This is a genomic window from Simplicispira sedimenti (genome assembly GCF_022760965.1).
GTDB lineage: Bacteria > Pseudomonadota > Gammaproteobacteria > Burkholderiales > Burkholderiaceae_C > Simplicispira > Simplicispira sedimenti.
In genome coordinates this window covers 57,325-69,767 of sequence record NZ_JAKVIJ010000001.1, presented here as the reverse complement: position 1 = coordinate 69,767, position 12,443 = coordinate 57,325, and the positions used below count along the sequence as shown (strand labels likewise).

The following is a 12,443-nucleotide window of genomic DNA, read 5'->3' as shown; positions in this document are numbered from 1 at the left end:
AATTGCGCAGGGGTTTGCAGTAGATCAACAACTGGTATTGGTAATCATTCTCATTGGCAATATATTCACGCCCTGACTCATCCAGATGACAAGGAGCGTTTGTGAACTACCGACTGACCCGTGCCGTGGGCGCGATGGCGCTGGCTGGCGTACTGTGGACTGCAATGCCGGCGGCCGCGCTGGAATTTCCCATCGGTACGCCGTACCAGCGAAATGGCATGGAGGTGGCCGCCGTCTACCTGCAGGCCATCGATATGGAGCCGGAAGGGCACATGCGCAAGGCCGCCGAATCGGACATCCACCTGGAGGCGGACATCCACGCGCTGGCGGGCAATGTCAACGGCTATCCGGAAGGCGCCTGGATGCCATTCCTGCACATTGCCTATGAGCTGGTGAAGGTGGGCGGCGGCGAGCCGATCCGGGGCCACATGATGCCCATGGTGGCCAGCGACGGCCCGCACTACGGCGACAACGTCAAGCTCCAGGGCCCCGGCAAGTACAAGGTGAAGTTCACCATCCATCCGCCATCGTCCAAGGACAACCCGGTGGGCCAGCATTTCGGCCGCCACACCGACCGCGCCACGGGCGTGCGCCCCTGGTTCAAGACCTTCGAGGTGGAATGGGAGTTCACCTTCGCCGGCATCGGCAAGAAAGGCGGGTACTGAACATGGGGCAACGCATGCTGGCGGTTGCGGCCGTGTGCGCGGCCGTCGCGCTGCCCGCGCAGGCGGCGGATCTGGCGCAGATGCAGGCGCTCATGGAGCAGCTCGCCGCGCGGGTCGAGGTACTGGAGAAGCGCAACGCGGAACTGGAGACCGCGCTGACGACCGAGCGCTTGAGCGAGCGCGAGCCGGAGATCGCCACGCGGCTCAAGGCGCTGGAGGCGCGCACCCAGGCCATGGACGCGCCCGTTAAGCGCATGGAGGCGCTGGACGGCATCAAGGTGGAAGGCAGCATCACGGGCGTGGCGCAGTCCGCCGGCGCGGGTGCCACGGCCTCGGGCCAGCGCGAGACCCGCGCCAACTACCGAGGCGATGTCGAAGTGACGCTGCCCGGCGGGGAGTGGGGCGATGTCACGGGCACGGCGTTTGCCCATGTGCGCTTCGGCCAGGGCAGCGGCGTGGGCCTGCGGCCCACCTACACCAGCACGCCCAATTCGGTGGGTTTCGAGGTCGGCGGAGTCGGTGATCCGGATTCCTCGTTCGCCGTGCTGGCGCAGGGATGGTACCAGCTCGACACTCCGCTGCCCCGCGGCCGCAGCACACAGGCCGCCACCCAGCGCGCGCGCGTGACGGTCGGCAAGATCGACATGTTCGGCTTCTTCGACGGCAATGCCATCGCCGATGACGAGACCACGCGCTTCCAGAACAACGCCTTCGTGCACAACCCCTTGCTCGATTCGGGGGGCGGCATCGGCGCCGATGCCTACGGTTTCGCGCCGGGCGCGATCCTGCAGTACATCGACGAGCGCGACAAATCGGCCGCCTGGACCTACTCCCTGGGGGTCTTTGGCGCGGGCCAGGGGGCCAATTTCTCTGGTTCCATGGGCAAGCCGCTGGCCATCGCGCAGATCGAAACCACGCGGCGCATCGGTTTCCTGCCCGGGACGTACCGGCTCTATGCCTGGACCAACGGGCAGGCTGCGGGCTACCTGGGCCAGGCACAGCGCCAACAGGGCGTGGGCCTGTCGATCGACCAGCAGGTCAGCGACGAGTTGACCGTGTTCACGCGCTGGGGGCGCCTGACCAAGGGGCAGCCACGCTTCGACACGGCCCTCACGGCTGGCGCGGAGCTGAGCGGCAATGTCTGGGGCCGGGGAGGCGATGCCATCGGCGTGGCCTGGGGCCGTCTGCGCACGGCCAAGGCCTTCGGCGCCGATTCGGCCGCGGTGGACGCCGACGGCGATGGCCAGCCAGACTGGAGCTATGGCGCCTCGGGCGCGGAAACGCTGGCCGAGCTGTACTACCGCTGGAGCCTGGGCAACGGGCTGCAGCTCACGCCCAGCGTCCAATGGATCCGCCGTCCGGGGGGCGACGGCGCGGCATCGGCCATCCGCGTCCTGGGCGTGCGCGCGCAGTGGGCTTTCTGATGCGCGAGGGCTGGCTGCCGCGTGGATGGGCCGGTGCGGGCTTGGTGCTGGTTTTGTGCCTGGCGGGTGTGCCGCTGGCGCAGGAGGTGGCGTCGCCGCCGGACGAAGGCGCGGCGCCACCCAGCGCCCGGGCGCGGCGTGCCGAGCCGCTGCCGAGCTTCACCGTCGAGGTGACGGATGGGGTGTTCACGCCCAAGGCCCTGCAGGTGCCCGCAGGCAGGCGCATCAAGATCGAACTCGTGAACCATGGCCCCGGGCCGCTGGAATTCGAGAACGACGAGATGCACATCGAAAAAGTGCTGGGCGCGGGAGCGCGCTCGTTCGTGGTGCTGCCCCCCCTGGCGCCGGGTGAGCACGAGTTCGTCGATGAATTCAATCCGGTCACGGGGGTGCTGGTGCTCCATGCGCGCTGAAGGACTTGGCCCCACCGCTTCCGTCATCCGCATCGTGCCGCATGTGCGGCGCGGTGCGTTGGCGCGCCTGGGCGACGCCATGGCGCGCCACCGGCGGATCATTGTGGCGGTGCAGTGGGCCGTGGTCCTGGTCTATGCAGTGCTGGTGGCCGTGCCGGCCTTTCTCCCCGTGCCAGAGGCGGGCGCGAACCTGCTCAACAACCTGACCCTCGCGGCGCAGTTCGCCTTCTGGGGTCTCTGGTGGCCGGGGGTGATCGTGGCCACCATGCTGTTCGGGCGCATCTGGTGCGGCGTGCTGTGCCCCGAAGGGGCGCTGGCGGAGTTCGCCAGCCGGCATGGCCGTGGCGGGGCGATACCGCGCTGGGTGCGTTGGCGCTGCTGGCCGCTGGTCGCCTTTGTCGCCACCACGGTGTATGGGCAGCTCGTCAGTGTGTACGAATATCCCCAGGCCGCACTGCTGGTGCTGGGAGGGTCCACCCTGGCGGCGGTGGCGATCGGCTGGGCCTACGGGCGTGGCAAGCGGGTCTGGTGCCGTTACCTGTGCCCTGTCAGCGGCGTGTTCGCGCTGCTGGCGCGCGTGGCGCCGCTGCATTTCAAGGTGGACCGCGAAGCCTGGGCCGCCTATCCACGGCGCACCCCCGCCGTGGATTGCGCCCCGCTGCTGTCCGTGCAGCAGATGACCGGCGCCGCGCAGTGCCATGCGTGCGGGCGCTGCGCCGGGCACCGCGACGCCGTGACCCTGAGTGTGCGCTCACCTGTGGTCGAGATCCTGGCCAGTGGCCCGCGCGACGTGGGGCGTGCCGAGGCCTGGCTGTTGATCTGGGGCTTGTTCGGGGTGGCGATCGGGGCGTTCCGCTGGTCTGCCGATCCGTTGTTTGTCGCCTGGCGCCAACAGGCCGCGGCCTGGCTGGCCGAGCGCGCGTGGTGGAAACTGCTGGACACCGATGCCCCCTGGTGGCTGCTCACGCACTACCCGGCGGTGGGGGACACCTTCACCTGGCTCGACGGGCTGTTGATTCCGGCTTACATCGGCGCCGTCACGTTGGTGCTGGGCGGCACGCTACAGACCGGTGCCTGGGCGGCCGGGCGGCTGGCACGCCTGCCCTGGACGGTGCTGGCCCTGGCCTGGGTTCCTGCCGCCGGTGCCGGGGTGTTCGTGGGGCTGACGTTGCTCACGCAGACGCAGTTGCGCGCCGAGGGCGTCTACCTGCCCTGGCTCGACACGGCCCGCGCGGCCGTGCTGGCCTTGGCGTTCGCTGCGTCGCTGGCGCTGGCTGCGGCGCGTCTGGCGCGCGAGCGCGTGCCGCCCGTGCGGGCGGCGCTGGCGTGGATGGCGCTGGCCGTCCCGCTGGCGCTGGTGGGGGCTGCCTGGTGGCAGCAGCTGTTCCGGGCCTAGCGATAGGCGGCGGGCGGACCATGGGCCGCCCTGCGCGGGCCCGTGTCCGGCAAACCCCCGCAGTGGCGGCGGGGTATCGACGGGCTGCCATCCGGATCGGCCCGCATACAATGTTCTGTTTACCGCCAGGTGCCTACCTGGGCTGGTTTGTCCTTCCAATCATCCATTTGTGGAGTCTTGTCCGTGTTCATTTCTTCTGCTATTGCCCAGACGGCACCGGCCCCTGCTGCAGGTGGCGACATCATGAGTTCCCTGACAGGCATGTTGCCGCTGGTACTGATGTTCGTGGTGCTGTACTTCGTCATGATCCGACCCCAGATGAAGCGCCAGAAGGAGCACCGCGCCATGATCGACGCGTTGACCAAGGGGGATGAAGTGGTCATTGCCGGTGGCATGCTCGGCAAAGTGGCGCGCATGAGCGAGCAGTATCTGGGGGTGGAGATCGCCGCTGGTGTGGAGGTGCAGGTCCAGCGTGCCTCGGTCGTGCAAGTGTTGCCCAAGGGCACTATCAAGTAACTGATGAGCATTCCCCTGAGTCGCTGGGGCGCCTCTTCCTTCTCTCGCGTTGTTGGCGAGAGGGGAGATATGGCCAGCGCGGCGGGGTGGCCCTGGTGCGGCGTTTGCCGGCAGGGCGTGGAAAAGGCGTAAACATGAACCGTTATCCGATCTGGAAGTACGCGATCCTGGTGGTCGCGCTGCTGATCGGGGTGCTCTACACCCTGCCCAATTTTTTTGGTGAGGCGCCTGCCGTGCAGGTGTCTTCTGCCAAGGCCACTGTGAAAGTGGACGCTGCTGTGCTGCAGCGGGTGGAGGAAGCCTTGCGTGCGGCAGGTTTGTCGCCTGACTATGTGAGCCTGGAAGGCAACTCGGTGCGTGCGCGCTTCGATACGCCCGACAACCAGCTCAAGGCCAAGGATGCAATCCAGAAGGCGCTGATACCCGATCCGGCCGATCCGGCCTATATCGTGGCGCTGAACCTGGTGTCGCGCTCGCCCACCTGGCTCTCCGCGTTGCACGCGCAGCCCATGTACCTGGGGCTGGACTTGCGGGGCGGCGTGCACTTCATGCTTCAGGTGGACATGCAGGCGGCCTTGACCAAGAAGGCGGAGTCCTACGCAGGCGACATCCGCACGGCACTGCGTGACAAGAACATCCGCCATGGCGGCATCAGCCGCGACGGTCAGGCCGTCGAGATCCGCGTGCGCGACGAGGCCACGCGCACAGCCACGAGCAACCTGATCGCTGACCAGTTCACCGATCTGCAGGTGGTGGTCACCCCCGATGGTGCTGAGTTCAAGTTGCGTGCCTCCATCAAGCCCGAGGCCACGCGCCGTGTGCAGGAGCAGGCACTCAAGCAGAACATCACCACGCTCCACAACCGGATCAACGAGTTGGGTGTGGCCGAGCCCGTGATCCAGCAGCAGGGGCTGGATCGCATCGTCGTGCAGTTGCCCGGTGTTCAGGACACGGCCAAGGCCAAGGACATCCTGGGCCGCACGGCCACGCTGGAGGTGCGCTTGGTGGATGAATCCACCGAGGCGCGCGCGGCGGAACGCGGTCAGGGCGCCGTGCCTTTCGGTTCTGAGCGCTATCTGGAGCGCAACGGTCAGCCGGTGATCGTGAAGAAGCAGGTCATCCTGACCGGTGAGAACCTCACCGATGCGCAGCCTGGTTTCGACGGGCAGACGCAGGAGCCGACCGTCAACCTGACGCTTGATGCCAAGGGTGCGCGCATCTTCAAGGATGTGACGCGCGAGAACATCAACAAGCGCATGGCCATCATCCTGTTCGAGAAGGGCAAGGGCGAGGTCGTGACAGCGCCGGTCATCCGCTCCGAGATCGGTGGTGGCCGCGTGCAGATTTCCGGCCGCATGACCACCATGGAAGCCAACGACACCGCGCTGCTGCTGCGCGCTGGCTCGCTGGCCGCGCCCATGGAGATCATCGAGGAATTCACCATTGGCCCGAGCCTGGGTGCCGACAACATCGCGCGTGGCATCAACAGTGTGGTCTGGGGCATGCTGGCCATCGCGGCCTTCATGTGCGTGTATTACATGCTGTTCGGTGTGTTCTCGAGCATCGCGCTGGGGGTGAATGTGCTGATGCTGGTGGCGGTGCTGTCCATGCTGCAGGCCACGTTGACCCTGCCAGGCATTGCCGCCATGGCGCTGGCCCTGGGTGTGGCCATCGACTCGAACGTGCTCATCAACGAGCGCATCCGTGAGGAATTGCGTGAGGGTGTGTCACCCCAGATGGCCATCCACGCCGGCTACGAGCGCGCCTGGGCCACCATCTTGGACTCGAACGTCACCACCTTGATCGCCGGTTTGGCACTGCTGGCTTTCGGCTCGGGCCCGGTGCGCGGCTTTGCCGTGGTGCACTGCATCGGCATCCTGACCAGCATGTTCTCTGCCGTGTTCTTCTCGCGTGGATTGGTCAATTTCTGGTACGGCGGCAAGAAGAAGCTCAAGAGCCTGTCCATCGGCCAGATCTGGAAACCCGGGGCCGACGGCACCACCGCCGTCAAGCCGGAATAAAGGAGGAAGACCATGGAGTTCTTGGTTCCAGCATCACATGCGCTACGCGCATATGAGCTTCCTCTGGAAATTCCAAAACAAGGATAAGAAACATGGAATTTTTCCGCATCAAAAAAGACATTCCGTTCATGAAGCACGCGTTGGTCTTCAACGCGATCTCCTTCATCACCTTTGCGCTGGCGGTTTTCTTCCTCTTCAGCCGTGGTTTGCATCTGTCGGTGGAGTTCACCGGCGGTACGGTGATGGAGGTGGCCTACAGCCAGCCAGCGGACTTGGCCAAGGTGCGCAGCACGGTGTCAGGCCTGGGCTATGGCGATGACGTGCAGGTGCAGAACTTCGGTACGGCGCGTGATGTGATGATCCGCCTGCCGGTGCAAAAGGGCGTTTCCTCGGCGCAGCAGAGCGAGCAGGTGATCGGTGCGCTCAAGGCAGCCGACCCCGAAGTCACGCTGCGCCGCACAGAGTTTGTGGGTCCGCAGGTGGGCGAGGAACTGGTCCATGGCGGGCTCATGGCCTTGGCCATGGTGGTCGTGGGCATCGTGATCTATCTGGCCTTCCGCTTCGAATGGAAGTTCGGTGTCGCTGCCATCATTGCCAACCTTCACGATGTGGTCATCATCCTGGGCTTCTTTGCCTTTTTTCAGTGGGAGTTCTCGCTGTCGGTGTTGGCGGCTGTGTTGGCGGTGCTGGGCTATTCGGTCAACGAGTCGGTCGTGATCTTCGACCGGATTCGTGAGGCGTTCCGGCGTTACCGCAAGATGACGACCACCGAGGTCATCGACCACGCCATCACCAGCACGATGAGCCGGACCATCATCACCCACGCATCGACGGAGGCCATGGTGCTGTCGATGTTCTTCTTTGGCGGTCCCAGCCTGCACAATTTTGCGCTGGCACTGACCATCGGCATTTTGTTCGGCATCTATTCCTCGGTGTTCGTGGCGGCTGCTATCGCCATGTGGCTGGGTGTCAAGCGTGAGGATTTGGTCAAGGCGCAGCGCAAGGAAGGTGACCCCAACGATCCCAATGCAGGTGCGGTGGTCTGACCACAAAACAGTGTTCCCGTATAACATTGCGTGATGCACGCTTCTTCCGCTCCTCATCAGCCGCAGCGCAGGCTTGCGCGGCAGGTGCGTGAGCGGCTGGTGGAGGGGCTGTGTCGGGGACAGGTTGATATCGACAAGGTGCTGCTGGAGTTTTTCAGCAACCTGATGGCGCAGACCGGGACCCAACGGGAGATGCAGCAGCGCCGTGATGCCTGGCAGTCGTTCCAGCAGCACAGTGGTGATTGGATGCGCAATGTGGCCGAGGCCTGGCGCTCGGCGCTGACCGAAACCCCCAGTTCCCAGCGCGGCAGTGGCTTTAACGCTTCGGAGTTGAGCTTTGAGCTGGTGGACGACGATGTGGTGGAGAACAAGATCGTCGCCTCGCGCATTGCCCTGACGGTCATGGAGGCCGTGAGTGCTGGCTTTGAGTTATTGCGTTTGCGCGTCCAGTCGGTGGAGGGGCGTGAGCTTCCCAAGGACGACATTCTTCGTCCCGAAACCGTGGCCCTCCATCTGGTGGAACAGTGGGTAAAGTCGGGCATGGCCCGTGATGACCTGCAGACGGTGCTGGATCCATTGCAGCGTGAGCTGGCTGCCGTTTTGCTGAAGGTGTACCAGGCCTGCAACGATCTCTTGCAATCCCAGGGCGTGGTGGCGCAGCAGGATTTGCGCGTGCGCGTGAATCGCTCGCCCGCTGGATCGGGCGCAGCGCCTCTGCAGAACAGCCCTGCCTCGCAGGCGCTGGCGCAGACCCAGCAAGCCATGGCCTCCGCGCGCGAAATGGCTGCGCAGGCCAGCCGGTTTGGTGCCTCACGCATGGCGCCGACCAGCATGCACCCCATGCAGCAGGCCATGCCATCGATGTATGCCGGGGCGTCTCCCCTGGCCCGTGCGCGACAGCGTGCGCAAGGCGTCATGGTTCAGCTCAAGCGCCTGCTCACCCAGCCCGCCACTGGCTTTGACATGGTGAATGCGCCCCCTGCATCGGCGGCACTGGCCCATGCATTGGCCGCCCATCGCGTGCAGGCGGAGAGCTACTACGGCACAGTGGGGGCTCCCATAGAGGATTACAGTCCGGCGGCCGTGGTACAAGTGACCAACGTGGTGCGCAATCGGTCCGCGGAGTTCAAGAAGAAGGCTGACAGCGAGGGTGAAAAGGCCATCATCGAGGTGGTGGCCTTGATGTTCCAGAGCATCCTGACGGAGGACCGCATTCCACCCGCGGTGCGAATCTGGTTTGCGCGCTTGCAGGTGCCGGTGCTGCGTGTGGCGCTGGCTGAGCCCGAGTTCTTCAGCAACATGGAGCACCCGGCGCGCAAGCTCATTGACCGGATGGGTTCGGTTGCACTGGGTTTTGACTCCACGGCACTTTCGGGCAGTGCGCTGGAGGCAGAAATCAAGCGCATCGTGCAGGTGATCGAGCAGTATCCTGAAACCGGCAGGCGGGTTTTTCAGCTGGTGTTCGATGAGTTTGAGGCCTTTCTGGCCAAGTTCCTCACCGCCAAGCAATCCACGGCCAAGCTCGTCAGCGTGGCACAGCAGGTGGAGCAGAAAGAGACACTGACCATCCAGTACACCATCGAGTTGCGCACCATGCTCAAGGACATGCCGGTGCGGGACGAGATTCGTGAGTTTCTTTTCAAGAACTGGGCAGAAGTGCTGGCCATGTCGGCCGTGCGTGACGGTCCGCAGCATGCCGATACGGTGGCCTACAAGCGCACGGCAGCCGACCTGGTCTGGGCGGCCAGCGCCAAGCCCAATCGCACGGAGCGGGCGCAAGTGATCCAAAGCCTGCCCGGGCTGTTGCAGCGTTTGCGCCAGGGGTTGACCTTGATGGGGATGACGGGGCAGGTACAGGACGCCCAGATCAAGGCATTGACAGACACCCTGGCAGAGGCGTTTCTGTCGAAGACGGCGGCTATTCCTGTGGAGCACATTCAAGCGCTGGCCAAGCGCCTGGCCAACCTGGAAGACTTCATCAGCGATGCCGACATGGGCGACATGCCGCTGGATGCCGAGAGCATCGAGATGATGACTGGCATAGACGCTTCGGCCATCCACGTGATTGCCGACAACGGCGCGCCGGTGGAGGAGGCCATGGTGGCCTGGGCGCTGGAGTTACCCAAGGGCAACTGGTTTACCCTGGACCACAATGGTGCCAGCCTGCAGGTGCAGTATTCGTGGCACAGCCAGCGCAAGCAATTGCACCTTTTCGCCGCCACTGACGGCACTTGCTACCTGATCCAGTTGCGGCGCTTGGCGGCTTATCTGCAGGCCGGGTTGTTGGTTGCGCGTGAAGAAGAGGGTCTCACGGTGCGAGCGACCCGCGATGCGCTGGCCAAGTTGCAGGCCAATCCGGAGCGCCTCCTGGGGTGATCATGGTGTGTGGCCGCCTTTAGGCTTGGGCCATGCGCTGGAACATCCCCCCAGGCAGTCGCATGACCAGGCCCTCGATTTCCAGTTCCAGCAATTGAACCTGCAGTGTCGGGGTGTCCATGCCCGTGCGTGCCTGCAGCGCGTCCAGTCCTGTGGGGTCGAAGCCCATTGCTTCCAGCACCGCAGAGTGCTTGTGGGGCTTGCAGGGGGATGCGGGAGCCGAACCGGCAGCAGAAAGGGGGGTGCAGAACCCAGGCAGCTCCTCCAATATGTCCTGCACGGTTTCCACCAGCTTGGCGCCTTGTCGGATCAAGGCATGGCAACCGCGCGATTGGATCGCATGGATGGAACCGGGAATGGCAAACACCTCCCGCCCTTGCTCCGAAGCCATGCGTGCAGTGATGAGTGATCCGGATGCGGGTGCCGCTTCCACCACCAGGGTACCCTGGGACAGGCCTGAGATGATGCGGTTGCGTTTGGGAAAGTTGGCCGCCAGGGGCGGCGTTCCCAGAGGGTATTCACTCAGCAGCAGCCCGTGCTGCGCGATTCTGTGTGCCAGTTCAAGGTTTTTTCGGGGGTAGACACGGTCCAATCCGGTTCCGACCACGGCGATGGTGGCAGGGGAATTGTTGTTGTCCTTTGAAGCAGACAGGGCGCCCTCATGGGCGGAGGCGTCCACCCCCAGAGCCAGCCCTGACACCACGGTCCAGCCTGCGCTGCACAGTGCCGACGCGAAAGAGCGGGCGTTTTCCGCGCCCTGGGGCGTGGGGTTGCGGCTGCCCACCACCGCAAGGCACTGAGGGGCCGCAAAGCTGTGCGACTGCAGAAAACGAGCCGGTCCCAATGCATAGAGCAGCAGGGGCGGATCTTCGGTTTGCAGCAAGGCTGGCGGATAGCGCGGATCGCCCAGTGTGATGATGCTGCGCTGCTCGCCATGTGGGCCGTTGGTCTCCAGCCATTGGGTAGTTGCGCGGTACTGGGCATCCAGTGCCTCAGGTACGCAAGCCAAGGCACCGGCCTGGGCCGCCGTGGTGTGATCCTTCAAGGCCTGCGTGCTTTGAAGGAACACCTGCTGTGGCAACCCGAACGCCGCCAGCAAGCGCCGGCCCGTCAAAGAGCCTACGCCCGGTGTCAGGCCAAGGCGTAGCCAAGCACGCAGCTCATCGGCATCCATGGTTTCTTCCGTGCAAGTAGAAGGCAATTTCCGCTTGCACGGTACCTGAGCATATCAATCCGGATTGACCAGCCGATCGCCCACGCTCACGGGCAGACGGGCTTCAAGGATCAAGGCATACGAAACCCGCTCAAAAGTCCTGAACACCATGGCCAGCCCATTGGATTCGCTGGGCAGCTTGATCGTCTGTTTGCCGTTTTCTGTCTTGTCCGTGATGCGGCTGCCTTTGGTCAGCAGACTCAGTACCAATCCGGGCTGCATGCCGTCTTCGGTGCCGAGGTTGATGGCAACCACATTGTTCTGGGCTGCGTTGGACATGCCAAAGCTGCCGTAGATGGAGACCACGCGTGCATCCACAGGCAGCTGGGGTGCGTGCGGAGCAAAGCTGACATAGGAGCGCGGCGGTGCTGGCAGCAGCCGATCGCCAGCACGCACTTCTTCCTTGCTGGATGCCAGGTCCAGCGTGGCGGGCACGTATTCAGAGATGTAGCCCCCCTTGCCGTTGCTGCTCTCTTCAAAACTCTCACCACGGACCAGATCGGCCTTGCCCAGGTAGTGGGCCTCGTAGCCGAGGATGGCGCCACTGGCCGGATCCTTGAGGGCCACGGCATCGCGGAAGATGCGGTACTGGCGCGGCTCACCAGGCTCTGCACGCAGCGGGTTGGCCGCATCGCCCCGGGCATAAATACGGTCTGTGGGGCCCATCAGCACCCGGTCTTCCATGGTGGCTACCACGCGCGCAGCGCGCAGCAACGTTTGCTCGTCCACCACCAGAGGCTCAGCCAGGAAGGGTTCGATCAAGTGCTGCTTGAGGGTCGGCAGCGCTGTGGCGGACAGGCTGTCGGTGCGGGTGCGCGGAGAGACGCGTACGGTCTCGGGTTCGCCGCTGGCCGTGGCACGGGTGCTCAGACGTGCGTAGCCATCTTTCTTTTCCAGGTACAGGGTCTGTCCAGGAAAGATCAGGTGGGGGTTGGCAATGGCCTGCATGTTCATACCCCACAGCTCGGGCCAACGCCATGGGCGCTTGAGGTACATGCCCGATATTCCCCAGAGGGTGTCGCCACGCTTGATGACATAGGTGTCAGGTGCGTCGGCGGCAAGCTCTGCCAGCGGGATGCCTTGTTGGGCCACCTGTTCAGCGGTGGCCCGCTGTGCCGTGCTGACGGGTGCGGTCTGTGCCATGGCCGCCTGGCTGGTCAGCATGGCACAGACGAAGCCCACTGCGCCCAAGGCCACCCGCGGCATACCGGCCATTGCTCCCATGTCGTTCCTGTTCTGCATGTTTAAACGCCCCTCGCTGTAGCCATGTGCAGATCCGTGCAACGGCTGCCATGGCAAAAATACGTCATAAATCGTCTGAGATTCTCTGCTCAAGCCCTTGATTCGGCAATGATTATTGTCCCCGGCGGGTG

Annotated in this window: 10 protein-coding genes; 8 read left to right on the top strand and 2 right to left on the bottom strand. The window is 64.4% G+C overall.

Going from position 1 to position 12,443, the window contains the following annotated elements; genetic code table 11:
* The first annotated feature begins 134 nt into the window (after window positions 1–134).
* The 8 genes from MJ602_RS00335 to MJ602_RS00300 all read left to right on the top strand — a co-directional run bounded on the left by MJ602_RS00335 (window position 135) and on the right by MJ602_RS00300 (window position 9,857).
* The gene (locus MJ602_RS00335; protein WP_243019261.1) at window positions 135–665 is read left to right on the top strand and encodes an iron transporter; all 531 of its coding nucleotides are present in this window, start codon (window positions 135–137) and stop codon (window positions 663–665) included.
* A gap of 2 nt (window positions 666–667) precedes the next feature.
* Window positions 668–2,089 carry a carbohydrate porin gene (locus MJ602_RS00330; protein WP_243018945.1) on the top strand — a complete coding sequence of 474 codons (1,422 nt, stop codon included), beginning with the start codon at window positions 668–670 and terminating at the stop codon, window positions 2,087–2,089.
* Window positions 2,077–2,502 carry a cupredoxin domain-containing protein gene (locus tag MJ602_RS00325; protein ID WP_243018944.1) on the top strand — a complete coding sequence of 142 codons (426 nt, stop codon included), beginning with the start codon at window positions 2,077–2,079 and terminating at the stop codon, window positions 2,500–2,502. The genes MJ602_RS00330 and MJ602_RS00325 overlap by 13 nt, the downstream gene beginning before the upstream one ends.
* A 25-nt stretch (window positions 2,503–2,527) precedes the next feature.
* Window positions 2,528–3,898: a 4Fe-4S binding protein gene (locus MJ602_RS00320; protein ID WP_423246677.1), complete on the top strand. Its 1,371-nt coding sequence runs from the start codon at window positions 2,528–2,530 to the stop codon at window positions 3,896–3,898.
* Window positions 3,899–4,081: 183 nt separating this feature from the next.
* A complete protein-coding gene (gene yajC, locus MJ602_RS00315) occupies window positions 4,082–4,414 on the top strand; it encodes a preprotein translocase subunit YajC (RefSeq protein WP_162014834.1) in 333 nt (110 codons plus the stop codon).
* A gap of 134 nt (window positions 4,415–4,548) precedes the next feature.
* The gene (gene secD, locus MJ602_RS00310) at window positions 4,549–6,435 is read left to right on the top strand and encodes a protein translocase subunit SecD (protein WP_243018942.1); all 1,887 of its coding nucleotides are present in this window, start codon (window positions 4,549–4,551) and stop codon (window positions 6,433–6,435) included.
* 92 nt (window positions 6,436–6,527) lie between these two features.
* A complete protein-coding gene (gene secF / locus MJ602_RS00305; protein ID WP_162014836.1) occupies window positions 6,528–7,481 on the top strand; it encodes a protein translocase subunit SecF in 954 nt (317 codons plus the stop codon).
* Between the two features lie 33 nt (window positions 7,482–7,514).
* The gene (locus tag MJ602_RS00300) at window positions 7,515–9,857 is read left to right on the top strand and encodes a DUF1631 domain-containing protein (RefSeq protein WP_243018941.1); all 2,343 of its coding nucleotides are present in this window, start codon (window positions 7,515–7,517) and stop codon (window positions 9,855–9,857) included.
* Window positions 9,858–9,876: 19 nt separating this feature from the next.
* On the opposite strand, the gene dprA is transcribed toward MJ602_RS00300, so the two are convergent.
* Both dprA and MJ602_RS00290 read right to left on the bottom strand, forming a co-directional pair.
* Window positions 9,877–11,031, bottom strand: a complete 1,155-nt coding sequence (gene dprA, locus MJ602_RS00295; RefSeq protein WP_243018940.1) for a DNA-processing protein DprA — start codon at window positions 11,029–11,031, stop codon at window positions 9,877–9,879.
* Between the two features lie 54 nt (window positions 11,032–11,085).
* The gene (locus MJ602_RS00290; RefSeq protein ID WP_243018939.1) at window positions 11,086–12,294 is read right to left on the bottom strand and encodes a LysM peptidoglycan-binding domain-containing protein; all 1,209 of its coding nucleotides are present in this window, start codon (window positions 12,292–12,294) and stop codon (window positions 11,086–11,088) included.
* Window positions 12,295–12,443 lie beyond the last annotated feature (149 nt).